General features: G+C 65.9%; 24 protein-coding genes. 11 read left to right on the plus strand and 13 right to left on the minus strand.

Features of this window, described 5'->3' with window-relative positions; genetic code table 11:
* Positions 1-10: 10 nt before the first annotated feature.
* Both G467_RS0109865 and G467_RS0109870 read left to right on the plus strand, forming a co-directional pair.
* Positions 11-1024 (plus strand): class 1 fructose-bisphosphatase, encoded by a 1014-nt coding sequence (locus tag G467_RS0109865; protein WP_022969575.1) that lies wholly within the window; start codon positions 11-13, stop codon positions 1022-1024.
* A 34-nt stretch (positions 1025-1058) separates the two neighbouring features.
* Positions 1059-1763, plus strand: coding sequence for a 2OG-Fe(II) oxygenase (locus G467_RS0109870; RefSeq protein WP_022969576.1), 705 nt, complete (start codon positions 1059-1061; stop codon positions 1761-1763).
* Positions 1764-1769: 6 nt separating this feature from the next.
* Here the strand turns inward: G467_RS0109870 and G467_RS18220 are convergent, their stop codons facing one another.
* On the minus strand, positions 1770-1943 hold the full coding sequence (locus tag G467_RS18220; protein WP_022969577.1) for a hypothetical protein: 174 nt from the start codon (positions 1941-1943) through the stop codon (positions 1770-1772).
* A gap of 156 nt (positions 1944-2099) precedes the next feature.
* Between G467_RS18220 and G467_RS0109880 the strand changes: the two genes are divergently transcribed.
* The 4 genes from G467_RS0109880 (at position 2100) to G467_RS18180 (ending at position 4888) form a co-directional block, all read left to right on the plus strand.
* Positions 2100-2354: a GlsB/YeaQ/YmgE family stress response membrane protein gene (locus G467_RS0109880; RefSeq protein ID WP_022969578.1), complete on the plus strand. Its 255-nt coding sequence runs from the start codon at positions 2100-2102 to the stop codon at positions 2352-2354.
* Between the two features lie 158 nt (positions 2355-2512).
* A complete protein-coding gene (gene cls / locus G467_RS0109885) occupies positions 2513-3922 on the plus strand; it encodes a cardiolipin synthase (RefSeq protein WP_022969579.1) in 1410 nt (469 codons plus the stop codon).
* A gap of 34 nt (positions 3923-3956) precedes the next feature.
* A complete protein-coding gene (locus G467_RS18175) occupies positions 3957-4223 on the plus strand; it encodes a hypothetical protein (RefSeq protein ID WP_026802553.1) in 267 nt (88 codons plus the stop codon).
* 65 nt (positions 4224-4288) lie between these two features.
* Positions 4289-4888, plus strand: coding sequence for a 4'-phosphopantetheinyl transferase family protein (locus tag G467_RS18180; RefSeq protein WP_051130449.1), 600 nt, complete (start codon positions 4289-4291; stop codon positions 4886-4888).
* 24 nt (positions 4889-4912) lie between these two features.
* Here the strand turns inward: G467_RS18180 and G467_RS0109900 are convergent, their stop codons facing one another.
* On the minus strand, positions 4913-7810 hold the full coding sequence (locus tag G467_RS0109900; RefSeq protein WP_022969581.1) for a ligand-binding sensor domain-containing diguanylate cyclase: 2898 nt from the start codon (positions 7808-7810) through the stop codon (positions 4913-4915).
* A 107-nt stretch (positions 7811-7917) separates the two neighbouring features.
* Here G467_RS0109900 and G467_RS0109905 point away from each other — a divergent pair, with 107 nt between their 5' ends.
* Positions 7918-8685, plus strand: a complete 768-nt coding sequence (locus G467_RS0109905) for a pyridoxine 5'-phosphate synthase (protein ID WP_022969582.1) — start codon at positions 7918-7920, stop codon at positions 8683-8685.
* Between the two features lie 12 nt (positions 8686-8697).
* Here G467_RS0109905 and G467_RS0109910 read toward each other — a convergent pair whose 3' ends face one another.
* The 11 genes from G467_RS0109910 to dnaA form a co-directional block, all read right to left on the minus strand.
* Entirely contained in the window at positions 8698-9096 is a 399-nt protein-coding gene (locus G467_RS0109910) for an ExbD/TolR family protein (RefSeq protein WP_022969583.1), read from the minus strand.
* Positions 9097-9214: 118 nt separating this feature from the next.
* A complete protein-coding gene (locus tag G467_RS0109915) occupies positions 9215-9640 on the minus strand; it encodes an ExbD/TolR family protein (protein WP_026802554.1) in 426 nt (141 codons plus the stop codon).
* A 23-nt stretch (positions 9641-9663) separates the two neighbouring features.
* Complete coding sequence (locus G467_RS0109920) at positions 9664-10083, minus strand: ExbD/TolR family protein (protein ID WP_026802555.1); 420 nt, start codon at positions 10081-10083, stop codon at positions 9664-9666.
* A gap of 33 nt (positions 10084-10116) precedes the next feature.
* The gene (locus G467_RS0109925) at positions 10117-10887 is read right to left on the minus strand and encodes a MotA/TolQ/ExbB proton channel family protein (protein ID WP_022969586.1); all 771 of its coding nucleotides are present in this window, start codon (positions 10885-10887) and stop codon (positions 10117-10119) included.
* 22 nt (positions 10888-10909) lie between these two features.
* Positions 10910-11566, minus strand: a complete 657-nt coding sequence (locus G467_RS0109930; RefSeq protein ID WP_022969587.1) for an energy transducer TonB — start codon at positions 11564-11566, stop codon at positions 10910-10912.
* A 111-nt stretch (positions 11567-11677) separates the two neighbouring features.
* Positions 11678-13012 (minus strand): tetratricopeptide repeat protein, encoded by a 1335-nt coding sequence (locus G467_RS16285; RefSeq protein ID WP_022969588.1) that lies wholly within the window; start codon positions 13010-13012, stop codon positions 11678-11680.
* A gap of 109 nt (positions 13013-13121) precedes the next feature.
* A complete protein-coding gene (locus G467_RS0109940; RefSeq protein WP_026802556.1) occupies positions 13122-13922 on the minus strand; it encodes a M48 family metallopeptidase in 801 nt (266 codons plus the stop codon).
* An 82-nt stretch (positions 13923-14004) separates the two neighbouring features.
* The gene (gene gyrB / locus G467_RS0109945; RefSeq protein WP_022969590.1) at positions 14005-16449 is read right to left on the minus strand and encodes a DNA topoisomerase (ATP-hydrolyzing) subunit B; all 2445 of its coding nucleotides are present in this window, start codon (positions 16447-16449) and stop codon (positions 14005-14007) included.
* A 118-nt stretch (positions 16450-16567) separates the two neighbouring features.
* Positions 16568-17653 carry a DNA replication/repair protein RecF gene (recF, locus tag G467_RS0109950; RefSeq protein ID WP_022969591.1) on the minus strand — a complete coding sequence of 362 codons (1086 nt, stop codon included), beginning with the start codon at positions 17651-17653 and terminating at the stop codon, positions 16568-16570.
* A 67-nt stretch (positions 17654-17720) separates the two neighbouring features.
* Entirely contained in the window at positions 17721-18821 is a 1101-nt protein-coding gene (gene dnaN, locus G467_RS0109955) for a DNA polymerase III subunit beta (RefSeq protein ID WP_022969592.1), read from the minus strand.
* 224 nt (positions 18822-19045) lie between these two features.
* Complete coding sequence (gene dnaA / locus G467_RS0109960; RefSeq protein ID WP_026802557.1) at positions 19046-20371, minus strand: chromosomal replication initiator protein DnaA; 1326 nt, start codon at positions 20369-20371, stop codon at positions 19046-19048.
* A gap of 179 nt (positions 20372-20550) precedes the next feature.
* Here dnaA and rpmH point away from each other — a divergent pair, with 179 nt between their 5' ends.
* The 4 genes from rpmH to mnmE all read left to right on the plus strand — a co-directional run bounded on the left by rpmH (position 20551) and on the right by mnmE (position 24337).
* Positions 20551-20691, plus strand: coding sequence for a 50S ribosomal protein L34 (gene rpmH / locus G467_RS0109965; protein WP_022969594.1), 141 nt, complete (start codon positions 20551-20553; stop codon positions 20689-20691).
* 46 nt (positions 20692-20737) lie between these two features.
* Complete coding sequence (rnpA, locus tag G467_RS0109970) at positions 20738-21166, plus strand: ribonuclease P protein component (protein ID WP_022969595.1); 429 nt, start codon at positions 20738-20740, stop codon at positions 21164-21166.
* Between the two features lie 29 nt (positions 21167-21195).
* Entirely contained in the window at positions 21196-22908 is a 1713-nt protein-coding gene (gene yidC / locus G467_RS0109975) for a membrane protein insertase YidC (RefSeq protein ID WP_022969596.1), read from the plus strand.
* An 82-nt stretch (positions 22909-22990) separates the two neighbouring features.
* Complete coding sequence (mnmE, locus tag G467_RS0109980; protein WP_022969597.1) at positions 22991-24337, plus strand: tRNA uridine-5-carboxymethylaminomethyl(34) synthesis GTPase MnmE; 1347 nt, start codon at positions 22991-22993, stop codon at positions 24335-24337.
* Positions 24338-24361 lie beyond the last annotated feature (24 nt).

The raw sequence follows: 24361 nt of genomic DNA on the forward strand, positions 1-24361 counted from the left end.
CGAGCCGCGCATGAAGCCCATCTCCCTGACCCGCTTCCTGATCCAGGAACAGCATGCCGGCCATATCAATGCCGACCTGCGTCTGCTGATCGAAGTCGTCGCACGCGCCTGCAAGACGATCTCCAACGCGATCGGCAAGGGCGCGCTCGGTGGCGTGCTCGGCGAAGCGGGCACCGGCAACATCCAGGGCGAGGCGCAGAAGAAGCTCGACGTGCTGTCCAACGAGATCCTGCTCGAAGCCAACGAATGGGGCGGACACCTGGCCGGCCTCGCGTCCGAAGAAATGGATCACTCGCATCCGATCCCGAACGCGTATCCAAAAGGCAACTACCTGCTGCTGTTCGATCCGCTCGACGGCAGCTCCAACATCGACGTGAACATTTCCGTCGGCACGATCTTCTCGGTGCTGCATTGCCCCGACGGCATCACCGAACCGTCGGACGAACATTTCCTGCAGCCAGGCACCGCTCAGGTGTGCGCGGGCTACACGACCTACGGCCCGAGCACGATGCTGGTGCTGACGATCGGTCGCGGCACGCACGCGTTCACGCTCGATCGCGAGCAGGGCAGCTTCATGCTGACCACGCGCGATATCCAGATCCCGGCCGACACGCGCGAGTTCGCGGTCAACATGTCCAACCAGCGCCACTGGGAGACGCCGATGCAGAACTACATCGGCGATCTGCTGGCCGGCAAGCAGGGGCCGCGCGGCAGCGATTTCAACATGCGCTGGGTCGCCTCGATGGTCGCCGACGTGCATCGCATCATGACGCGCGGCGGCATCTTCTCGTATCCGCTCGACGCCAAGTGCCGCGACAAGGGCGGCAAGCTGCGCCTGATGTACGAAGCCAACCCGATGAGCTTTCTGGTCGAACAAGCCGGCGGCGCCGCGAGCACCGGCCGCCAGCGCATGCTCGACGTGATGCCGACCGGGCTGCACCAGCGTGTGCCGGTGTTCATCGGTTCGAAGAACGAAGTCGAGACCGCGGTGCGCTACCACCGCGAGTTCGACGCGGGTCAGTAACCGTCCCGCGCCGACCGCGCCAGCGAAGGCAAGCATGAGCCCGCCCGACTTCATCGAGGTTTACGAGAACGCGCTGTCGGCGGACGTGTGTGCGCAGCTGCTCGGACATTTCGAGCGCAGCGGACAGGCCGTGCCGGGGCGCGTCGGAGCCGGCGTGCTGCCCGAGCTCAAGGACAGTCGCGACATCGGCATCAGCGGCAAGCCCGAATGGCGCGAGGCCGAGGCGGCCTTGAACGTCGCGATGTTCACCGGGCTGCTGGCCTATCTGCGCAAGTACCGGCATGTGCTGCTGGCGCCGCTCATGGTGCAGACACGCGATGCGCAGACCGGCGGATTGCGCCGCCTGAGCGAGGCGGATTTCGACACGCTGTCCGATGCCCAGCTCAGCGATATCGTGCGCTCCTTGCTGCGGCCGGGCACGATCAACCTGCAACGCTACACCGCCGACCAGGGCGGCTATCCGTACTGGCACTGCGAGCTGTATCCCAAGGACGCGAGCGCCGACACCCTGCATCGCACCTTGCTGTGGACGATCTATCTCAACGACGGGTTTGCCGAAGGCGAAACCGAGTTCCTGTACCAGCAGCGCAAGATCGTGCCGAAGACCGGCTCGCTGCTGATCGCGCCGACCGCGTTTACGCATACGCACCGTGGCAACCGGCCGCGCGGCGGCGACAAGTACATCGCCACGAGCTGGGTGTTGTTCCAGCGCGCGGAGATGCTGTTTCCGGACAAGTAGGCGGGTTTACTGCGGCTTGTCTTTCGAGCGCGTATGCGAGACCGCCGACAGGATGCCGGCACCGGCAACCACGATCGCGCCGACGATGATCCATTGCGAAGGCACGCTCATCAGCCAGGCGCCGTAGACGAGGCCGCTGATGAGGACGATGACGCCGAGTAGATAGAGTGCGAATGACATGGAAGTTCCTTGGTGTGCTGAGGAAAGCGGGCCGAGTCTGTCCTCGCGACCTGCGCTGCCACCTGAACGCCGTCGTCACTCCGTGAAGATCACCTCGCGTGCTAGGGTGCGCACACCTGTGTTCCACGGGTATTGGTCCACTTACGGGAGAACCTCATGTCCATCGAATCCCTGCTCATCATCCTGCTCATCGGCGGCATCGCCGGCTGGCTTGCCGGCTTGATCATGAAAGGCCGCGGCTTCGGCGTGCTCGGCAACATCGTCATCGGCATCCTCGGCGCCTTCGTCGGCGGTTGGGTGCTGGGTCTGCTCGGCATCGTCATCGCTGGCGGCATCGCCGGGGCAATCATCAATGCGCTGATCGGCGCGCTGATCGTGTTGTTCCTGATCAGTCTGGTGAAACGGGCCTGACGCGACGCGTCTGATCTGCCCGATCCGATCTGTGTGAAGCGAACGGCCGCCCTCGGGCGGCCGTTATCGCCGGCGCGCGTTGGCGTCGCCGGCGCTTTCCGCCTACGCTTGCTGCCGCGCCGACCGCCATCGTGGCCGTCGGCCTTGCGGGATGACGCATGAGCCTGGCCGACCTGTGGACCCCTCTGTCGCTGATCCTTTCGCTGGCCTGGATCGGCTATCTGATCGTGCTCGCGGGCTGGATCATCTTGCAAAAACGCGAGCCGATCGCGACGCTGAGTTGGCTGATGTCGCTGGCCCTGCTGCCGGTGCTGGGTCTGCTGATCTACCATTTTTTCGGCCCGCAGCGCATTCATCGGCAACGCGTGAAGCGTCTGCGCTCGCGTCTGTTGCTCGGCCGCGAAGAGACCACCGCGCGACTCGACCACAGCAGCCCGCTCATGCGCCTGGCGCAGGGTAGCAGCGGTTTTCCGCCCAGCCATTGCCAGCGCGTGCAGTTGCTCGTCGATGGCGGTGCAACCTTCGACGCCCTGCTCGCGGCCATCGCGCAGGCACGACACCACGTGCACCTGGAGTACTACATCTTTGAGCCCGACCGCACGGGCACGCTCGTGCGCGACGCGCTGATCGAACGCGCGCGCGCCGGCGTGCAGGTGCGCGTGCTGCTCGATGCGCTGGGCTCGGGACGCATCAAGAACGATTTTTTCGCTGAGCTGCGTGCTGCCGGCGGCGAAGTCGCGTTCTTCCACCGGCTGCGACTGCGGCTGCGCGGCCTGTGGCGACCCAAGCTCAACCTGCGCAGCCACCGCAAGATCGTGGTGATCGACGGCGCGATCGGTTTCACTGGCGGCATCAACATCACCGATGACGAGAACGAGCGTTTCACCGCGGGCGCCTATCACGACCTGCATCTGCGCATGGACGGCGAGGCGGTCCGCTGGCTGCAGTTGGCGTTTCTCGAGGACTGGACGTACGCGTGTTCGCGCGTGCCCAAGGACGAAGGCCTGTGGCCCGCCCACGACGCCGGCGCGATTCCTGCGCAGGTGCTGCCGGCGGGACCGGATTCGCCCTGGGAAACGATCCATCGCGTGAAGATCGCCGCGATCGGTCGCGCGCACACGCGGGTATGGCTGGCGACGCCGTATTTCGTGCCCGGCGAGGCCGCGCGCATGGCACTGACCTCGGCGGCGCTGCGCGGACTCGACGTGCGTCTGCTCGTGCCCGAACGCAGCGATTCCTTGCTCGTGAGCGCGGCCGCGCGGTCGTATTTCGACGACCTGATCGCGGCCGGCGTGCGCGTGTTCGAGTACCCGCGCATGCTGCACACCAAGGCCCTGCTGATCGACGACGATACCTGCGTGCTGGGCAGTTCCAACTTCGACAATCGCAGCTTCCGGCTCAATTTCGAGCTGTGCGTGCTGTTCGAGGACACGGCCGTGGCGGCTGATCTCGAGGCAGTGTTGAGCGAGGATCTGGGCAAGGCCGCGGAGGTCCCACCGCAACGGCCCATGAGCCTGCTGCACCGGCTGATCGACGCCGCCGCGCGACTGGTTTCGCCCCTGCTGTGAGGGCTACACTTCCGGCAACCGAAAGGGGTGCCCCATGCATTGGATCTACCTGCTGATCGCCGCCATCCTGATGTTCGCCGCCATGATGGCGCGCCTGCCCGGCTGGCTGGTTTTCCTGATGATGCTCGGCTCGCTCGTGGCCGCGATCGCCTGGATCGTCGGCTGGATGTCGGCGCGCATTTCCAGCGGAGCGCGCAGCGAAGTGCATATCCTGAGCCCGGACGAATTGCGTGTGCTGCGCGAACAGGCCGAGGCGCGCCGGAACAGCAGCTCGGCCGACTCCGAAGACGCCGCGCCCTGAAGCTTCCGGCCCTGCCCTGGCCGACGCTGGCCGCGGCCGCACCGCCGGCGCTGGCCGACGATGAATTGCGCCTGGTCTGGTGTCCCGAACGCCCCGATGCTCGACCCCGCCGCCAGCGCATCGATGCGTTGCTGCGCCAGGTGCTCGCGCCGTTGGCCGACGCGGCGCCCGCTGCCTTGGTCTTCGGTCGCGAACGCAAGGGACGGCCGTTTCTGCGGCCCGAACCCACGCCCGACTTCAATCTCACCGATACCGGCGGCGGTAGCCTGATCGCGATCTGCCGGCACGGCCGCGTCGGGGTCGACATCGAACGCCACGACCGCCAGTTGCCGGTCGCGCGACTGGCGGCACGCTGGTTTGCGGCCGAAGAAGCGCAGGCCTTGGCCGCGTTGGATGCCGAAGCGGCACGCGTCGCATTCCTGCGCCTGTGGACGGCGAAAGAAGCGAGCTGCAAGGCGACCGGCACCGGAATTTTCGGCTATCTGCCGCGCTGGCAGTTCGAGGTGACCGAGACGGCGCCGATCGCGCGGGCGGTTCCCGACGATGCGGGCGCGCCCGAACGCTGGCGCTTTCTGCGCTTGGCGCCGTCGCCCGAGCACACCGCCGTCGTGGCGATGCGCGATGCGAACTTTGTCCGCGTGAACGGCTATACCTTGAGCGATTGAACCGCAGCGATCGCGGTGTTCGGGTCAGCGCGGCGGCGGCGGATCGGCGTCGGCTTCGACGCGATTGCGGCCAGCCCGCTTGGCGCGATACAGCGCTGCGTCGGCGCGGCGTAGCAGGCTATTGGGCTCACCTTGCACACTGGGCACGAAACCAGCGACGCCAATACTGACCGTGGTTTCGGTGACTTCGGCATGCATCGCCGCGCGAATGGCTTCCGCACGCCGCAGCGCTTCATCCAGGTGTACGCCGGGCAGGAGCAGGGCGAATTCTTCGCCGCCGTAACGCGCCATGAGTTCGCGCTTGGGATCGTGCAGGGCGATCAGACGTTGCGCGATGCGGCGCAGCAGCACGTCGCCCTCCAGATGGCCGTGGGCGTCGTTGTAGCGCTTGAAGTGATCGACATCGATCATCAACACCGCCAAGGGCCGGCGTTGATCGAGGCAGCGGAACCATTCGCGTTGCAGGCCCTGCTCGAGCGCGCGCCGGTTGTTGACGCCGGTGAGTGCGTCCTCGGTGGCGAGTTCGGCGAGCTTGCGGTTCACTTCCTCCAGCTCCGAGGTGCGCTCGGCGATGCGTGCCTCGAGCTTGCGGTTGGCCTCGCGGTAGCGCTGCGTGCGTCGGCGGATGAATTCCTGCACGACGAACGCGGCGGCGACGAGCACGACCAGGCCGAAGATCGTCAGCACCCACCAGCGCATGTACCACTCGGGCAGCACGCGGTAGCGATAGCTGACCGGGCCGGCGGTGCGGCCGCCGCGCGTGCGCGCTTCGACTTCCAGCACGTAGTCGCCCGGCGTGAGCGCGCGCACGTACAGATCGCGATCGGTCCAGTCGCTCCATTGTTCGGTCAGGCCATGCAGCAGATAGCGGAACTGCAGTCCGCCTTCCATGCTGACGAGGCTGTAGCGGAAATGCAGGCGGTAGCCGGCGGGAATCTCGACCGGCTGCTCCTCGCTCACGATCGGCAGACGCAGGGGTTCCTGGCCGTCGGGACGTTCGGCGCTGACGCTTTCGAAGCCCAGGCGCAGCGGTGCCTGTGTCGGCTCTTTCTGGCTGGCGTCGAATTGCAGCAGGCCGCTCCAGGTCGCCACGCGCAGCTTGCCGTCGCGATTGAAACGCACGCGGGTGAAGCCGGCCGCGCGTTGTGAGCCCAGGTTCACCGCTTTCCATTCGCTCGCGCCGACCGGGCGCAGCCACAGCTGGCGGCTACTGTAGGCATAGGTACCGACCGGCGTTTCGACGACGTCGAGTTCGTTGGGGCGATCGACCAGGGTGAACGGCGGGCCGGTGTCGGCCACGAAACGCTTGCCGTCGAAACGGTAGCCGCGCTCGCCGGTGATCACGTGCACCTGGCCCTCGAGCAGATACAGGCTGGAGCCGCTGTTGGCGTCGATGGCCAAACCGTCGTTGGCGCCGAACACTTCCGCGCGCAGTCGCTTGCCTGCGGCATCGAGCGTCCAGCGTTGCGGACCGCCGCGGGAGTCGCCGAACCAGATCTGATCGGCGGCGGTTTCGACGAGCGTCGCGGCACTGGCGCCGTCCAGGGGCGTCGATTGCGCGAGTTTCCAGTGGCCGTCGACGTTCTGCAGCACGAGCAGGTTTTCTTCGCTCAGACCGTAGGCGCGACCAGCGACCTTGCTCGACAGGCGGATCTCGAACACGCCTTCCTGCGCGCCGGTGAACAGGATGCGCGTCTTGCCGTCGTCCTTGTCGCGCACCATCAGCCCATTGCGGAAACCCATGAGCAGACCGCTATCGGTGCCGACCAGGGTGTAGGCCTCGTAGTCGATGTGATGCGGAATATCGGCCTGCGTGCGGCCGGCGGCATCGGCAGTCAAACGGATGAAGCCACGCGTGGTCGCGACCCACAAAGCGCCGTCGAACCATTCGAAATCGGTGACCGTGCCGCGCAAGCCTTGATCCGACCCCAGGAATGACCACGGCGAGGGCAGGGCCATGCGCACGAGATCGCCTTCGGTCGCGGCCCACAGGCCGCCCTCGGAATCGGCGCCGAGCGCCTGGATGCCGTAGCTTCCCAGGTTCACGCGCTCGGCGAGGTGATAGTCCTTGGCATAACGGAAGACTTCGCCCTCGAGCGTGCCGACCACGAAGCTGTCGTCGGCGAGCGGCAGCACTTCGTAGGCGCGCGTGCCGGCGAGTTCGCTGCCGGCGTTGTTGGGCAAGCGCGCGATGCCGCGGGCGTCGGCGCGATACAGTCCGTCGTCACCGACCAGCAGGCGCCAGCCGGGTTTGGGAATCATGCCTGGCAAGGGTTTGTCGGCGAACAATGCGCCGCCGGGTTCGAGCGTGAAACGACCGTCTTCGAAGCGGCAGAAGCCGAGGCCGGCGACGCGCGCATACAGCGCGTCGTCTTGGACGTAGAAACTGCGCACGTTTTCCGCGAGCGGCCAATGGCGTACGCGGCGGCGATCGTAACTGAGGAAATGCAGATTTTTTTCCGCGCGGAAGTACACGCCTTCGCTGGTCGCATGCACGTCCCAGACGATGCCGACGTCGCGATCGCGTCCACTCAGGCCGCCGGCGGTTAGCAGCTCTTCGTAGCGCATCTGGCCGTCATCGCTGGTCTGCAGCCAGCCGAAGCTGTCGTAGCTGGCGACATAGACGTGGTTGTCGCGACCGATGGCGAGGTCGCGTGCAATGGTCTTGCCCGGCAAGGTGATCAGCGTCCAGGCATCGCCGTCGTAGCGCAGCACGCCCTCGCCGTTGCCGACGTACAGACGTCCCTCGCGGTCGGTCGCGATCGCCAGTTGCTGCGGCGTCGCGTTGTAGTCCTCGGGCAGATAGCGCCGCAGCAGCGGCATGCCCGAGGGGCCGTCGGCCCGGGCGTCCGGCAACGGGCACAGCGCCAGGCTCAACACCAGGCTCAGCGCAACAAGAAAACGACCGGGGAGCGAACGCATCCGGCCAGTATGCGTCAGCGTCGTCGCGCGGTAATGTGCCTGCCTGCACAAATCGCCAACGCAGCGCTCGGTTGCGGGCAGCGGACGGGAATTCAAACAGGCTTCCGATGACGGTATTGAGCGTGAATGTGAACAAGATCGCCGTGCTGCGCAACTCGCGCGGCGGCGACGAACCTAGCGTGGCGGCCGCCGCGCGCGCGGTCATCGCCGCCGGCGCCGGCGGCATTACCGTGCACCCGCGTCCCGATCAGCGGCATATCCGCCCGGCGGACGTACTTGCCCTGGCCGAGGTCGTGCGTGGCCGCGTGGAATACAACCTGGAAGGCAACCCGTTCGCGCCGGCACGCGAGGGCTATCCGGGGTTTCTGGCCCTGGTCGCGGCCGTGCGGCCAACCCAGGCGACCCTGGTGCCCGATGGCGACGGCCAGATCACCTCCGATCATGGCTTCGATCTGCGCCGGGACGGCGAGCGCTTGCGCCCGCTGATCGCCGAGCTGCGGGCCCTCGGCGCCCGTGTTTCCCTGTTCATGGATGCCGGGACCCCCGACATCGCGCGCGTGGCCGAGCTCGGCGCCGAGCGCATCGAGCTCTACACCGGACCGTTTGCGGCCGCGCACGCACGCGGCGACGCGGCGGCCGCGATCGCCCTGTGCGCCGACACCGCTCGGCAGGCGCAGGCGGCCGGTTTGGCGGTCAATGCCGGCCACGATCTTAGCCAGGACAATCTCGGCGATTTCCTGCGCGGGGTGCCGGGCGTGCACGAGGTGTCGATCGGCCATGCGCTCGTCGGCGAAGCCTTGTACGCGGGACTCGATGTCACCGTGCGCCGCTATCTGGCGATCATCGCGTCCGCGGGAGCCCCTGCGAACGCGTGATCGCCGGCGACGTCAGTGCGTCGCGATGTCGAGGTTTTCCAGACCGGCATTGCGCGCGAGGGCCAGGCCCTGCGCCACGGTCTCGTACTCCGCCTCCGGACTGGCGATGACTTCGACGACGATCGGCAGGCTCGCGGCACGCGCGGCCTGTTCGAAACGCTGACGCAGTTCGACCCGGCCTACCGCGACGCCATCGAGGGTGTACAGGTCGCCGGCACCGATCGTCAGGTGCAGGATCTGGCGCTCGGCCGCTTTGCCTGCGGTCCCGGGCAAGGTCAGGGGCATCACCTTGGTCATCGCTGGCGCCGCGATCATGAAGATCACCAGCAGGACCAGCATCACGTCCACGAGCGGGGTGATGTTCATTTCGGCGATCTGGGTGTTGCGTGAGTCCGCGGTTGCAAAAGCCATGGCGCTATCCCCCGGTTGGATGACGCCTCCTATTACTACGCCTGTCCTCGAGTGCCGGCAAGGCGCGCAAAAAAAACGCCGCCCGAAGGCGGCGTTGCTGCGAAGGGTGTTGCGATCGTTAGCCGCCCGAACCGGGCTGGACAAAACTGATTTTGACCAGGTTCGCGTTCTTGGCGCGCGAAAGGACCTTGGCCAGTACTTCGTATTCCGCGTCCTTGTCCGTCTCGATCTCGAGCGTCGGCTGGCGCGCGAGTTCACGCTCGCCTTCGACTTCGAACTGCGACTGCAGGGTCGACATCGGCGTCGGGCTGCCGTTCCAGCTGACCGTACCGCCGGCATCGATGCGCAGGCGGATCGGCTCAGGCGGATCGACCGGGGTCGGCGGCGGATTGGTCGACGGCTGCGGCAGATCGACTTCGATCGGATACGAAGTCGGCGGCACGGTGACCATGAAGATGATGAGCAGCACCAGCATCACGTCCACGAGGGGCGTGACGTTGATGTCGGCCATCGGGCCGCTACCGGAGTTGGATGCAAAAGCCATTGTGTTCTCCTGTCCCTAGGCCGTTACTGGCCAGCGCGTTCCGGGCTCGACACGAAACCCACCTTGCGCATACCGGCCTTGCGGACGGTCTGCACGGCATCGTTGATGATGCCGTACTTGGTGGTGGCGTCGGCGCGGACGTTGACCATCGGCTGCGGGGTACGCTGCACGGTCACGGCGAGTTTCTGTTCCAGCTGGGCGGTGGTGACGCGCTCGTCGTTCCAGTACAGCTCGCCGTTCGACTTGATCGCGAGCGTGACGGGCGGAACCTTCACGATCACTTTCTCTTCGAGCGTGGCGTGCGGCAGCTTGACCGTCACTTTGTGCGTCATCAGAGGGGCGGTGATCATGAAGATGATCAACAGCACCAGCATCACGTCCACGAGGGGCGTGACGTTGATGTCGGCCATCGGGCCACCACCGGAGTTGGAACTGAATGCCATGACTGCGTACCTGTAAGGCCTTGGGAGCTCGACTTAGCGCTTGACTTCGCCGACGCGCGAACCGGTCGCGAAGAAGTCGTGCAGGTCGTGCGCGAAGGTGTCGAACTTGGCGTAGGTGTTGCGGTTGCTGCGCACGAAGAAGTTGTACGCAAGCACGGCCGGAATCGCGACGGCCAGACCGAACGCGGTCATGATCAGCGCTTCACCGACCGGGCCGGCAACGGCGTCGATCGAGGCCGAACCGGACTCGCCGAGGCGGATCAGGGCGTGGTAGATGCCCCAGACAGTGCCGAGCAGGCCGACGAACGGCGCGGTCGCACCGACGGTGGCGAGCCAGGTCAGGCCGTCTTCGAGCTTGGCGCTCTCGCGGGTCACGGCCTGGCGCAGGCCACGGTCGATGAACTCCGAACGGTTCAGGGCTTCGACCAGACGGCTGCCTTCATGACGCTGATGGTGCGCAGCGGCCTGGGCGCAGTCGAGCGCGATCTTCGAGAAGGGCTCGTTGACCGGCTGTTCTTCCATGAAACGGATCGCGTCCTGCGCGTTCGGGGTTTCCCAGAACGTGCGGATGACCTTGTCGGCGCGGCTCTTCACCACGGTGTTCTTGACGAGGTTGACGACGGTGTACCACCAGGAACCGACCGACATGATGCAAAGAATGACGAAGACGGACAGGCCGACCGCGTCGAAATTCTGAACCATGTGGCTGAAGCCCATCTGCTGCAGGGCTTCGGCGTTGTTGGCGGAACCGCCCGCAGCCGGCGCGGCAGCGGCGGCAGTGGTGAGAAGGATGTCCTGCAGCATAAAGATGACCTTTCTTCAGTGTTTATTGAGGGGTGAAATTGACGGGAACGCGCACGAGTCCGCCCACACGCTGACCACCGCGCATGCCGGCATTGAATCTCCATTTGCGTGCTGCCTGCGAGGCGGCACGATCAAGGTTGCGGTTACCGCTGGATTTCTCGACTTGCACGTCAAGGACCGCACCGCTTGCATCGATCTGGACGAGCAGGATCACGGTGCCGCCAATGCCGCCGCGGGCTTCCGCGGGCGGGTAACGCGGCGGAAACAGGGCGCGACCGCTCGGATCTTCGCTGGCGGCGAAGTCGGAGGTGCCGACCGGCGGCGACGGCGGAGCCGGCGGCGGCGCGACGGTGTCGACCGGGCTCGGCGTGTCGTAGACCATCGGCGGCTCTTCCGGCGGCGGCGGAACCGGCGTCGGGCGCGGCTGTTCGACGATCTTGGTGATCGTTTTCGGCGGCTCCGGCGGCGGCGGCGGCGGCGGGGGAGGCGGCGGCGGCGGTTCGATGAAGTTGACCTGGGTCACTTCTTCTTCGTCGTCGGTCGCCGTCGGGGACGAAATCGGCGCCATCAGCATCATGAAACCAGCGACGTGCAGGGCAATGGCAAACGCCGTGCCGCTGATGCGTGGCCAGCTGATCGACTGACGCTCGTTATCGGAATTGAGGTGGTAATCCGTCATGCGGGTGGCGGCTCATCAATACGTTCCCGCGGCGCACGAGCGACGCGACCCGCCGCAATCCGGCGGCGGGAACTTAGTAGCTTATACGAAGGCGTCGGCATAACCAACCGGTCACTTGGCGCCGGCTTGACGCAGCGCCTGCTCGGCAGACTTCTTAGTTTCCGGGTACTTAGCCGCTTCCCGGTACGCCGCGAGCACAGCCGCCTTGTTGCCAAGTCCGAATTCTGCGCGGCCGATCACAATCCAGGCATCGCCCTTTTTCTTCACGCCTTTGGCCAGGGCCTGCTGGGCTGCGGCCCGGGCTTCGGTCCAGTGATCCTCGGTGACATGCAGCTTGGCCAGGTTGAGGTAGGTCTCGCCGTCCTTGCCCAGCGGCGCGGCTTTGTTCCAGGCATCGATCGCCTGCGGAATCTGGTCGGCGTTGTAGTAGATGTTGCCCATGTACGTGTACAGGTCGAAGTTCGGCGTCAGCAGGCCCTTCTGCAGGCCTTCGTTGATGATCGCCATCGCGTCCTTGTCGCGGCCTTCGATATTGGCCAGCAGACGGTAGGCGTTCTCGTAGTCCTTGGTCTCGGTCATCAGGCCGGCGGCGCGCATGCGATCGAACGCCGCGCTGGCTTTGGCGTCCTGGCCAGCCTGCTGGTAGACGCTCGCAAGGTTTTGCAGCAGAGCCTTGTCATTGGGCTTCTTGGCGAGCATTTCCTCGATGATCTTCGCCGCTTCTTCCGGCTTGTCGAGTTCGAGGTAGTTGGCCATGAGCAGGCGGATGTTGTTGTCGTCCGGCGTCGGGCTAAGAGCGATTGCCTTCTTCACCGCTTCGGCCGAATCGGCGTAGCGCTCCATGCGGTAGAGCACGAAGCCCTTGAGGCCGTAGGCCTTCGGGTTCTCCGACTTGGTTTCGCTGAGATAGCGGTCGACCGTGGCCAGCGACGCAGGGTACTGCTCGAGCTCGGACTGGATCTGCGCGATCTGCAGCAGCATCTGGAAGTGCGTGTTGTTGGACAGGCCGTTTTCGCTGATGGCGCGCTCGAGGTACTTCAGCGCCGCCGGGTAGTTCTCACCGTCCTTGCCCAGCCAGGCATAACCGGCGATGTAAGCGGCCGTGGCGCGGTCGAACGCGTTCGCCTTGGGATTGGCCAGGATCTCGTCGGCCTTGGCGATCGCCTGGTCTGCCTTGTCGCCTTCCTGCAGATCGAACAAAGCGCTGAGCTGCTTGCTGAGTTCCTTTGCGCCTTCCTGCTTGGGGTCGACGCGCGTGGCGTTCGGGAACATCGCCGCGGCGGCGGTCGTGGTGCCTTCCTTGCCGGCGGCCTGCGCGCGGCGATTCGCGCGGGTGTTCGCCTGCACGCGGCCCGGGCCGGTGTCGGTCTGGGCGTACGCCTGCATGACGGGCATCGGCAGGAGCACCGCGGCGAGAGCGGCGGACAACAAGAGGGACTTTTTCATGACAGACGCTCCGGGGGCCGCGTCGCCGCGGCGGGATGGGGGGTGAAGGGTAATGAACTTGGGCCGGCAAGCTCAAGCCGCCGCCGGGGAATGATTCAGCTGGCCGCGCTTAGAAACAGGCCGGGCGACGCCCGCCCGATCGCGCCGCGCGGTAATCGGCCTGCAGGCCGGGCGCGCGCCGGGCCAGTTCGCGGATGCGGTTCTGCGGATCGGGGTGGGTCGACAGGATCTGCGGCGGCGCGCCGTTCTTGCTCGCGCTCATCATGTGCTGCCACAGCGTCACGGCTTGGGCCGGATCGAAACCGGCGCGCGCCATGAACTCCTGGCCGCGGGCGTCCGCTTCGGCTTCCTGCTTGCGCGTATTGGGCAGCAAGACGCCAACCTGCGCCCCGAGGCCCATCGCGCCCATGATCAGCTTCGCGCGCTCGGGCGAGGTCTTGGAGCCCGTGTACGCGCCCAGCATGTCCAAGCCGACACCGGCGAGCATCTGGCGCGACACGCGCTCGTTGGCATGCTGGGACGTCACGTGGGCGATTTCGTGGCCGATGACCGCCGCCAGCTCGTCCTGCGAGCGGATGACCGAGAACATGCCCGTGTTCACGCCGACCTTGCCGCCGGGCAACGCGAACGCATTCGGATTGGGATCGTCGAACACCTGCACTTCCCAGGGCTGACGCGACATCTGCGGCGGCAGCACGGCAACCAGGGCATCGACGACGCAGCGCGACTGCGCCAACCGGCGCGGGTCCCGCGACAGCTTGTCGCTGGCCTTGAGCTTGTCGAACGCCTCGGCGCCCATCTGGTCCATCTGACTGTTGGAGACCAGCAGCAACTGCCGGCGCGCGAAGCTTGCCGGCGAGACGACCAGGATCGTGGTCAACGCGGCCATCAGGACGAGCGAACGCTTCATGAGGATCTCCATGAGCCGAATCAGGCCCGGACGTTATGTACGACGCCGGGCCTTAACGTGACGTCAATGCGCCCTCGGCGACTCAGACGTCGAGATTGCCCACGCGCAGCGCATTGTCCTCGATGAACTCGCGGCGCGGTTCGACCACGTCGCCCATGAGCGTGGCGAAAATCTGGTCGGCCGCCACCGCGTCCTCGATGCGCACCTTGAGCAGACGGCGCGTGTCGGGATTGACCGTGGTGTCCCACAGCTGTTCGGGATTCATTTCGCCCAGGCCCTTGAAGCGCTGGATCGCCCGGCCCTTCTTGGCTTCTTCGAGCAACCATTCCTGCGCTTCGCGGAAACTCGCGACCGGCTGCGTCTTGCCACCGCGGGCGACGCTCGCGCCCGCCTGCAGCAAGCCGTGCAGTTGGCCGGCGACCTCGTTGAGCTGGCGCAGTTCGCCGCTGAGCACCTGATGCGCGGCGAGCGTCTGCACGCTGGCCAGACCGTGATGGCGTTTTTCGATGACCAGGGCGCCGCCGCTGGTGTCGGTCGCCGCCTGCACGCGCACAGCGTAGGTGGGACGACCCAAGCCGACATTGTTGAGCTTGCCGGCGAGTTGCGCGGTCCAGTCGTTGAGGCGCTGGTCGTCAGCGAAATCCTCGGCCACGAGCGGACGCAATTCCAGCATCGTCTGCAGCACCGCGCGATCGACGCGATAGGCATGACGTTCGATCACTTCACCGGCGGCGACAACTTCAAGCATGAGCTTTTCCAGCGCCGTACCTGCGATCGCAGGCGCCGCATCGGACGGACGCAATTCGGCGCCGTCGATCGCGTTGCTGACCAGGTAGGCGTTGAGCGCCGCATCGTCCTTGAGATAGAGCTCGTTCTTGCCCTGCTTGATCTTGTAAAGCGGCGGCAGACCGATGTAGATGTGCCCGCGCTCGATGAGCTCGGGCATCTGCCGATAAAAGAACGTCAACAGCAAGGTGCGGATGTGCGAGCCGTCGACGTCGGCGTCGGTCATCAGGATGATGCGGTGATAGCGCAGCTTGTCCGGATTGTATTCGTCCTTGCCGATGCCGCAGCCGAGCGCGGTGATCAGCGTGCCGACTTCGGCGGACGCGAGCATGCGATCGAAGCGCGCGCGTTCGACGTTGAGGATCTTGCCCTTGAGCGGCAAGATCGCCTGCGTCTTGCGATTGCGGCCTTGTTTGGCGGAGCCGCCGGCGGAGTCGCCCTCGACGATGAACAGTTCCGACAACGCCGGATCTTTTTCCTGGCAGTCGGCGAGCTTGCCCGGCAGGCCGGCGATATCGAGCGCGCCTTTGCGGCGCGTGAGATCGCGCGCCTTGCGCGCGGCTTCGCGCGCCCGCGCGGCGTCGACGATCTTGCCGGCGATCGCGCGCGCCTCGTTCGGGCGTTCCTGCAGGAACTCCTCGAGCTTGGCGCCGATCACCGCTTCCACGGCGGGACGCACTTCCGAGGAAACCAGTTTTTCCTTCGTCTGCGAACTGAAGCTCGGGTCCGGCACCTTGACCGACAGCACCGCGATCATGCCCTCGCGCATGTCGTCGCCCGACAGCGTGATCTTGGCCTGCTTGGCGATGCCGTTTTGCTCGATGTAATTGGACAGCGTGCGCGTGAGCGCCGCGCGGAAACCGATCAGATGGGTGCCGCCGTCTTTCTGCGGGATGTTGTTGGTGAAGCAGAACATCGTTTCCTGGTACGCGTCGGTCCACTGCACGGCGATGTCGACGACGATGCCGTCCTTTTCGCCCGAAGCAGAGATAACCGATTGATGCAACGGGGTTTTTAGCGCCGCGAGGTGTTCGACGAAGCTCTTGATGCCGCCTTCGTATTCAAACAGGTCGCGCTTGCCTTCACCGCGCTCGTCGATGAGCTCGATCTTCACTCCGGAGTTGAGGAAGCTCAGCTCACGCAGGCGCTTGGCCAGGATGTCGTAGTGGAATTCGGTGTCGGTGAAGATCTCGGCGTTCGGCAGGAAGCGCAGCTCGGTGCCGCGCTTGCTCGACGGGCCGACGTCCTTGAGCGGGTACATCGGCTCGCCGACTGCGTATTCCTGCTGGTGGTGATGGCCGTCGCGCCAGATGTCGAGCCACAGCTTGGACGACAGCGCGTTGACCACGGACACGCCGACGCCGTGCAGGCCACCGGAGACCTTGTAGCTGTTGTCGTCGAACTTACCGCCGGCGTGCAGCACGGTCATGATGACTTCCGCCGCCGAGACGCCCTCTTCCTTGTGGATGTCGGTCGGAATGCCGCGGCCGTTGTCCGACACCGAGCAGGAACCGTCGTTGTGCAGGGTCACGATGAGGTGGTCGCAGTGTCCGGCCAGGGCCTCGTCGATACCGTTGTCGACGACCTCGAACACCATGTGATGCAGACCGGTGCCGTCGTGGACGTCGCCGATGTACATGCCGGGGCGCTTGCGGACCGCTTCCAGGCCTCGCAGTACCGTGATCTTGCTGGAATCGTACGTATTGGTTTCGGGGGTGGTCGGCGTCTGCGGATCAGTCATCGGTGTGTTCGTCTCGGGCGCGTACGGGACGGCCTGCCGCGCTGGGCAGGTCGTCCGAAAGGGTCTCGCGAGTATAGCGCGATGGGGGTTTTCCTGCCTCGGCGACCCGCCCCGAAGTCTAGTGGCGACGGCTGATCTGGCCGCGTTCCACGTGGAACCAGGTCGGTGCAACTGCCAGTTCCTGGAGGGCCGGTGGCGGCTCCGTGCCGGTCAGCAGCACCTGGGCGCCGGACGCCAGCACCGCCGACAGCACCTGCCGTTGGTGGGCCAGATCCAGCTCCGAGGCCAGGTCGTCGAGACAGACCAGGGGCCATTCGCCGCGATCAGCGGCATAGGCCTGGCCCTGCGCCAGCACGCAAGCCAGGGCAGTGAGCTTTTCCTGCCCGCGCGAAAGCGCTTCCCGACCCGGCAGTCCGGTGTAGGTGACCTGCCAGTCCGCGCGGTGTGGACCCACCGAGGTGTAGCCGCTGGCCAGGTCCCGGTCCCGGGACAGCTGGAGGGCGTCGAACAGGGACAGGTCGCTGCGACGCCAGCCGGGCAGGAACTGCAGGTCGGCGGCGCCCAGCTCGGGCAGGAAATCCCGGGCCACCCCCGCCAGGATCGGCTCCAGGTGCTCGAGATAGCGCTGACGCTGGCGGGTCAGTTCCTCGCCGGCCTCCGCCAGCTCCTGGTCCCAGGGTGCCAGCACCTGAGCCGAGGGTTGGGTCTTGAGCAAGGCGTTGCGCTGTTTAAGCGCGCGCGCCTGCCGTCGCCACAAGGGAAGAAAGCCCGGTTCCACGTGGAACAGACTCCAGTCGAGGAAACGCCGGCGCTGTTCGGAGCCCCCACCGATCAGCTCGTGGCTGCCCGGCTCGAAGGTCACCACCGGCAGCTCCGCACACAGCTCGGTCAGGCTCGGGGCTGGGCCGCCATCGAGTCGGGCTTCCCAGGCGCTGCCGCTGTGACGCAGTCCGGCCCGATGCGCTTGCCCGCGACCGTCGGTCCATTCGGCGTAAAGCGACAAGGCCGGCTGACCCGTGCGGATCAGCCCGTCACGTACCCGGCCACGGAAGGAGCGGCCATAGCCCAGCAGGTGCACGGCTTCAATCACGCTGGACTTGCCTGCCCCATTGGGACCGGTGATCAGGTTCACGCCCGGTGCGAGCGCCAGTTCGGCCGCTTCGAGACAACGCAGGTGCTGGATGCGCAACAAGGACAGGATCATGGCGAACCAAGTAAAACAGGCCCGGGGACACCGGGCCTGTCGAAAGGAACGAGCGCTGCCGACCGCGTCACAGGCGCAGCGGCATCACCACGTGGCGGCTGCGTTCATGGCTGGCCTCGCGGATCAGGGCCGAGGAATTGCCGTCGCGCAGATTGAGGATGACGAACTCCTCGCGCAGCGCCGACAGCGCATCCAGGAGATAGGTCACATTGAAACCGACCGACAGGTTGTCGACCCGGGTTTCGGCTTCGACTTCTTCCTGTGCTTCTTCCTGTTCGGGGTTGTGCGCGACGATGCGCAGCTGCCCCGGCGACACTTCCAGCTTCACGCCGCGGTATTTTTCGTTGGACAGGATCGCCGCACGCTGCAGGGCCGCGCGCAGGATTTCCCGGTCGACCTTCACTTCCTTGTCGGCGCCGATCGGAATGACGGCGTCGTAATCGGGGAAGCGGCCGTCGATGAGCTTGGACGTAAAGGTCACATCCTCGCGGCGCATGCGCAGGTGGTTGCGACCGATTTCCAACTCGACCTCGCGGTCGCCGCCTTCGAGCAGACGCTGCAATTCCAGCACGCCCTTGCGCGGCACGATGATCTGCTTGCGCGTCTGTGCCCCGGCCGGCAGTTCGGCTTCGCACAGGGCCAGGCGGTGACCGTCGGTCGCGACGCAGCGCAGGGAATCCTCGCGCAGGTCCAGCAACAGGCCGTTGAGGTAGTAGCGGACATCCTGCTGCGCCATCGCGAACGCGGTGCGCTCGATCAGTTCCTTGAGCGCGGCTTCGGAAACGCGGATGCGTTCGACCAGATCGAGATCCTCGATCGCCGGGAAGTCGTTCGAGGGCAGGGTCGCCAAGGTGAAGCGGCTGCGTCCAGCCTGCACGGTGACCTTGTCGCCGGTCTGGCTCAGGGTGACCCGGGAACCGTCGGGCAGGGCGCGCACGATTTCGAAGAGCTTGCGCGCCGGAATCGTCGTCTCGCCGTTTTGGGCGTCGTCGACAGCGGAGCGCGCCACCATCTCGACTTCGAGATCGGTGCCGGTCATCGAGAGTTTGCCGTCGGCGATCTGCACTAGCAGGTTGGCCAGAACGGGCAGGGTCTGACGTCGTTCGACGACGTTGACGACCTGCTGCAAGGGTTTGAGTAGAGCTTCGCGCGACAGGCTGAAACGCATGCAGGGAACCCCAAGAACTAAGTGGATATTTATAAGCTTGGTGGTGGTAGAGGGGCCGAGAAACGCCGCCGACCCAACACAACCAATTGTTTTTATTACAAATATTTGCCGTTTTGGCTGTGTGCCAAAGGGCATCAGGGGTCAGGATAATCTGTGGATAAGTTTTGGGGTCCGATATCGTCCCCGGCTTATCCACAGGCTGTCCCCATCCCCCTGGGGATCGATCATTCCGTCAGCTTGCGAACGAGCTTGTCCCAATCCTCGTGGTGCTTGCCGTCGGTCTCGACCAGGTCGCGGATGACCCGACAGGCATGCAATACGGTGGTGTGGTCGCGGCCACCGAACGCATCGCCGATTTCCGGCAGGCTGTGCTCGGTAAGTTCCTTCGACAGGGCCATCGCCATCTGCCGCGGACGCGCCAGGGAGCGTGTCCGCCGCTTCGACAACAGGTCCGCCATTCGCAGCTGATAGTAGTCTGCCACGGTCTTCTGGATATTGCTGATGGAGATCACCTGCGCCTGCGCGCGCAGCAGGTCGCGCAGCGTTTCCTGGGCGAACTCGGGCGTGATCGGCCGACCGGTGAAATTCGAGCGCGCCGCGAGCGTGTTGAGGGCGCCTTCGAGGTCGCGCACGTTCGAACGCATGCGTTTGGCGATGAGGTAGGCGACGTCGTCGGGCAGGCCCAGATGGCGCTCGCTGGCCTTTGCGGTCAGGATCGCCGCGCGCGTCTCGAAATCCGGCGGTTCGATCGCGACCGACAGGCCCCAGCCCAGGCGCGACTTGAGCCGCGGCTCGAGGTTCTCGACTTCGCGCGGGTAGCGGTCGCAAGTCAGGATGATCTGCTGCTTGCCGTCGAACAGCGCATTGAAGGTGTGGAAGAACTCCTCCTGCGTGGTGTTCTTGCCCGCAAAAAACTGGATGTCGTCGATGAGCAGGGCATCGACCTGCTGGAACTGACGCTTGAACTGGTCCATTGACCGGTCCTGCAGCGATTTCATCATCGCGCTGAAAAACTGCTCCGAACGCAGGTACAGCACGCGCATGCCGGGATTGTTCGCGCGCATGAAATTGCCGGCGGCGTACATCAGATGCGTCTTGCCCAGGCCGGTGCCGCCATAAAGCAGCAGCGGGTTGTAGGCGCGACCGGGATTGAGCGCGACCTGGCGCGCCGCCGCGAGACCGAGCTGGTTGCTGCGGCCCTCGACGAAATTTTCGAAGGTGTAGTGCCCGTCCAGATTGCCCTGGAAGTCCGCGCCGCCGGGCCGGGCCGGACTGGCCGCGGTCGCCGAGGGCACGACCACGGTTTCGCGCTTGAGCGAGCCGACCTCGAGCGTGACCGGGGTCGGTAGGCCGGCGTAATGGCTGATCAGTTCGCGGATGCGCGCCAGGTAACGCTCGCGGATCGTGTCGACGACAAAGGCATTGGGCGCGAACAGGGTCAGGCCGTCGCTACGGGCATCCACCTGCAGGGGCTTGAGCCAGGTGTGGACGTCCTCGGCGGGGAGCTCGGCTTCGAGGCGTTCGAGACAGCGGGGCCAGACAGATTCCATCGATTCCAGGGACAGGTTCGCCAGACCGGAAGACATCACGGCCTGTGGATAAGTGGGTAGAGGCCGCAGTCTAGCCCCGTGGCCACTTCCCTGCCAAGCACGATCGGCTTGACGTGCCCCGGCCTGATTCGCTATCCTTTTCAGTCTTTTCCGCCCCTTTTTGAATCCGAGGTGCCACCATGGCCACCAAGCGCACTTATCAGCCCAGCAACATCAAGCGTAAACGCGACCACGGTTTCCGTGCGCGCATGGCAACCGCCGACGGCCGCAAGATCCTGGCCCGTCGCCGCGCCAAGGGCCGTGCCCGCCTCTGCGTCTGACCCTGTGCCGCGATTTCGCGGCACATCGTTTGGATAAGGACGGGCCGTGACTGCCACGACCCCCTCCCGTTTCCCTCGCCGCGCGCATCTGCGCGCCTCGGCCGAATTTCAGGTCGTGTTCGGCGAGGGAAAACGCATTTCTGGCGCCTGCTTCCGTCTGCATGCCCGCGTGGTCGCCGATGCGACCGCGGCGCGCGTCGGCGTGGCGGTGTCCAAGCGTGTCGACAAAACGGCGGTCGGCCGCAATCGCGTCCGCCGGCAGATTCATGAAATTTTCCGGCTGCAGCGCGCGCGTCTGCCCTCGGGCGATTTCGTTTTCGTCGCCAAGCCCGAAGCCGCGCGTGCCAACAATGCGGCCTTGCGCGCCGATCTCTTGTCATTGCTCGATCGCGCCCGCACGTTGAAGCCCATGACCGTGCCCGGCACAATGCCGCCCTCTGCTGCGACTGCTGGTCGCGAGCCCACCGACCCCTGATAGCGCTTACGCGCTCGGCCCCCTTGTCCATGACTCAGACCCGCTCGTTCCTGTTGATCGCCTGGTTGTTCGTCGCTGCCTTGTTGTGGATGGAGTGGGGCAAGGCGCCGGCAGACGCGGCGCCCGGCGCCGTGACGACGTCGGCTACCGCGCCCGCCGCGCCGGTCCCCGGTGCTCCGGGCGTGCCCGCCGCGCCGTCCTCGCCCGGGCAACCGCCCGCGCCGGGCACCGCACCGTCCGCGGTCGCGCAACCGATCACGATCGAAAACGACGTGTTGCGTCTCACCGTTGATCTCAATGGCGGCCGGCTGACCGATTCGCACCTGCTCAAGTACACCGTCGAGAAGAAAGCCGGCAGCCCGAGCGTCGCGCTGCTGAGCAGCGAGCCGGGCCGTTATTTCACCGCCGATGCCGGCCTGTACAACCAGGATCGCTCGCGCAAACTCGACGAGCATTTCACCACCGAGAACGGCGCGACCCAGTTCCAGATTCCGGCCGGCGCCGCGTCGCTGGTCGTGCCGCTGACCTGGGTGGACGCACAGACCGGTCTGACCGTGCGCCGCACGCTGACGCTCGATCGCGGCAGCTATGTGCTCAAGCTCAGCGACACCGTCAGCAATGGCGGCACCAGCGCACAGCAGGTGTATCCCTATGTGTCGCTCGATCGCGTCGCGCCGCCGGCGCCGCCCAAGCACAGCTTCATGACCAATCCGGAGACCTTCAGCTTCGTCGGGGCAGCCTGGTACAGCCCGGAAGAAAAATACGAGAAAGCCAAGCTCGCCAAATTCGACAGCGACAAGCCGCCGACCGGCGATATCGCCGGCGGCTGGATCGCGATGCTGCAGCACCACTTCGTCACCGCCTGGGTGCCGAACGAAAAAGAAGTGCAGCGCTTCAGCACGCAGACCAGCGCGCACAATGGCGCCGCGCTATACGAAATCCAGAGCATCGGCGCGCCGCTGGCGATCGCGCCGGGCGCCTCGGCCACGCACGACTCGCGTCTGTGGGTCGGCCCGAAACTGCAGGCACCGCTGGAGAAGCTCGCGCCGACGCTCAAGCTCAGCGTCGACTACGGCATCTTCACCGTCATCTCGCAACCGCTGTTCTGGTTGCTGTCGTGGTTGCACACCCTGCTCGGCAACTGGGGCTGGGCGATCATCGCGATCGTGGTCCTGCTCAAGGCCGCGCTGTATCCGCTGTCGGCCAAGCAGTACAAGTCGATGGCGAAGATGCGCGCGGTGATGCCGCGCATCGAGGCGCTGAAGGAGCGTTATGGCGATGACCGCCAGGCGTTCGCGATGGCGCAGATGGACCTGTACAAGAAGGAAGGCGTCAATCCGATCGGCGGCTGCCTGCCGATGCTGATCCCGATCCCGATCTTCCTCGGTCTGTACTGGGTGCTGCTGGAAACGGTCGAGCTGCGCCATGCGCCGTGGATCGGCTGGATCCAGAACCTCACCGACGCCGATCCGTATTTCGTCCTGCCGGCATTGAACCTGCTGGTGATGTTCCTCACGCAGAAGCTCACGCCGACGCCGGGCATGGACCCGATGCAGAAGAAGATGATGCAGTTCATGCCGCTGGTGTTCGGCGTCATGATGGCCTTCTTCCCGTCTGGCTTGGTTCTGTACTGGGTCACCAATGGCGCGCTGGGTCTGCTGCAGCAGTGGTGGATGACCAAGCAGCACGGCCCGAACACGCCGGCGACGAGCGACAAGAAACCAGTCATCGCCAAACGCTGATCGACAAGATCCGAGAGGCCCGCGCAAGCGGGCCTTCTCTTTCCGGGCCACCGGCGGCGGCCGCTCGGCTAAACTCGCGGCCATGTCCGCTGCGCCCACCGAAACCATCGTTGCGATCGCCACGGCCGCCGGTGCCGGCGGCGTCGGCATCGTGCGGTTGTCGGGGTCGAATGCGTTGGCGATCGCCGCACCGATCGTCGGCACGCCGCTCGTGCCGCGGCGCGCGCAGCACGTGCGTTTCCGCGACGGCGACGGCGAAGTCATCGACGACGGCATCGTGCTGTATTTTCGCGCGCCGCATTCCTACACCGGCGAAGATGTCGTCGAGCTGCAGGCACACGGCAGCCCGGTCCTGCTCGCGCAATTGCAGCGCCGCTGCATCGCGCTCGGCGCGCGCGCCGCGCGCCCGGGAGAATTCACCGAACGCGCTTTCCTCAACGACAAACTCGACCTCGCCCAGGCCGAAGCCGTCGCCGATCTCATCGCGGCCGGCTCGCAGGCGGCTGCCCGCGCTGCGCGTCGCTCGCTGGAAGGCGAGTTCTCGCGTCGCGTGGATGCCGTCGTCGAACAACTGCTCGGCCTGCGCGTGTACATCGAAGCGGCCTTGGATTTTCCCGACGAGGAAATCGATTTCCTGGCCGCGCCCGAATTGCTGCAGCGGCTGCAGGCGTCGAGCGCGAGCCTGGCGCAGCTGCGTCGCGACGCCGAGCACGGCAAACGCCTGGTCGACGGCCTGCATGCGGTCATCGTCGGCGCGCCCAATGCCGGCAAGTCGTCCCTGATGAATGCACTGGCCGGCAGCGACCGCGCCATCGTCACCGATATCGCCGGCACCACGCGCGACCTGTTGCACGAAACCCTGGACCTCGACGGACTGGTGCTGACCCTGGTCGACACCGCCGGCCTGCGCGAATCGGGCGACGTTGTCGAAGCCGAAGGCATCCGCCGCGCGCACGCCGAACTCGCGCGCGCCGATCTTGCCTTGGCCGTCCTCGACGATCGCGACCAAACCGCGCCGGCGGTCCTCGCCGCCGCGCTCGCGAAAGTCCCGCGCGTGCTGTGGCTGCACAACAAGACCGATCTGTCGGGACATGCGCCGGGGCAGGAGCAGCGCGCCGACGGCGAGCATCTGTGGCTGTCGGCGCGCACCGGCGCGGGACTGGAGGCGTTGCGCGCGCGCTTGCGGACGCTGGCTGGCCACGGCGAAACCGGCACCGGGACCTTCAGCGCGCGGGCGCGCCATCTCGAAGCCCTGGCGCGCGCCGCCGGCCATTTCGATCGCGCCCAGGCGCATTTGCGGACCGGGGCGGGCGAGCTGGCGGCCGAGGAGCTGCGCAGCAGCCAGTCCGCGCTCGCCGAACTGACCGGCCAGGTCGATGCCGACCAGCTGCTGGGGCGGATCTTTTCGAGCTTCTGCATCGGAAAGTAGCGCAGTTCCCAAATCCGGCGCGCG

It is taken from the genome of Arenimonas oryziterrae DSM 21050 = YC6267 (assembly GCF_000420545.1).
GTDB lineage: Bacteria > Pseudomonadota > Gammaproteobacteria > Xanthomonadales > Xanthomonadaceae > Arenimonas > Arenimonas oryziterrae.

Excerpts from the sequence above, each read along its gene's own strand:
- G467_RS0109865 (WP_022969575.1), top strand. The coding sequence starts at position 11 with ATGAAGCCCATCTCCCTGACCCGCTTCCTGATCCAGGAACAGCATGCC.
- G467_RS0109870 (WP_022969576.1), top strand. The coding sequence starts at position 1,059 with ATGAGCCCGCCCGACTTCATCGAGGTTTACGAGAACGCGCTGTCGGCG.
- G467_RS18220 (WP_022969577.1), bottom strand. The coding sequence starts at position 1,943 with ATGTCATTCGCACTCTATCTACTCGGCGTCATCGTCCTCATCAGCGGC.
- G467_RS0109880 (WP_022969578.1), top strand. The coding sequence starts at position 2,100 with ATGTCCATCGAATCCCTGCTCATCATCCTGCTCATCGGCGGCATCGCC.
- cls (WP_022969579.1), top strand. The coding sequence starts at position 2,513 with ATGAGCCTGGCCGACCTGTGGACCCCTCTGTCGCTGATCCTTTCGCTG.
- G467_RS18175 (WP_026802553.1), top strand. The coding sequence starts at position 3,957 with ATGCATTGGATCTACCTGCTGATCGCCGCCATCCTGATGTTCGCCGCC.
- G467_RS0109900 (WP_022969581.1), bottom strand. The coding sequence starts at position 7,810 with ATGCGTTCGCTCCCCGGTCGTTTTCTTGTTGCGCTGAGCCTGGTGTTG.
- G467_RS0109905 (WP_022969582.1), top strand. The coding sequence starts at position 7,918 with ATGACGGTATTGAGCGTGAATGTGAACAAGATCGCCGTGCTGCGCAAC.
- G467_RS0109910 (WP_022969583.1), bottom strand. The coding sequence starts at position 9,096 with ATGGCTTTTGCAACCGCGGACTCACGCAACACCCAGATCGCCGAAATG.
- G467_RS0109915 (WP_026802554.1), bottom strand. The coding sequence starts at position 9,640 with ATGGCTTTTGCATCCAACTCCGGTAGCGGCCCGATGGCCGACATCAAC.
- G467_RS0109920 (WP_026802555.1), bottom strand. The coding sequence starts at position 10,083 with ATGGCATTCAGTTCCAACTCCGGTGGTGGCCCGATGGCCGACATCAAC.
- G467_RS0109925 (WP_022969586.1), bottom strand. The coding sequence starts at position 10,887 with ATGCTGCAGGACATCCTTCTCACCACTGCCGCCGCTGCCGCGCCGGCT.
- G467_RS0109930 (WP_022969587.1), bottom strand. The coding sequence starts at position 11,566 with ATGACGGATTACCACCTCAATTCCGATAACGAGCGTCAGTCGATCAGC.
- G467_RS16285 (WP_022969588.1), bottom strand. The coding sequence starts at position 13,012 with ATGAAAAAGTCCCTCTTGTTGTCCGCCGCTCTCGCCGCGGTGCTCCTG.
- G467_RS0109940 (WP_026802556.1), bottom strand. The coding sequence starts at position 13,922 with ATGAAGCGTTCGCTCGTCCTGATGGCCGCGTTGACCACGATCCTGGTC.
- gyrB (WP_022969590.1), bottom strand. The coding sequence starts at position 16,449 with ATGACTGATCCGCAGACGCCGACCACCCCCGAAACCAATACGTACGAT.
- recF (WP_022969591.1), bottom strand. The coding sequence starts at position 17,653 with ATGATCCTGTCCTTGTTGCGCATCCAGCACCTGCGTTGTCTCGAAGCG.
- dnaN (WP_022969592.1), bottom strand. The coding sequence starts at position 18,821 with ATGCGTTTCAGCCTGTCGCGCGAAGCTCTACTCAAACCCTTGCAGCAG.
- dnaA (WP_026802557.1), bottom strand. The coding sequence starts at position 20,371 with ATGGAATCTGTCTGGCCCCGCTGTCTCGAACGCCTCGAAGCCGAGCTC.
- rpmH (WP_022969594.1), top strand. The coding sequence starts at position 20,551 with ATGGCCACCAAGCGCACTTATCAGCCCAGCAACATCAAGCGTAAACGC.
- yidC (WP_022969596.1), top strand. The coding sequence starts at position 21,196 with ATGACTCAGACCCGCTCGTTCCTGTTGATCGCCTGGTTGTTCGTCGCT.
- mnmE (WP_022969597.1), top strand. The coding sequence starts at position 22,991 with ATGTCCGCTGCGCCCACCGAAACCATCGTTGCGATCGCCACGGCCGCC.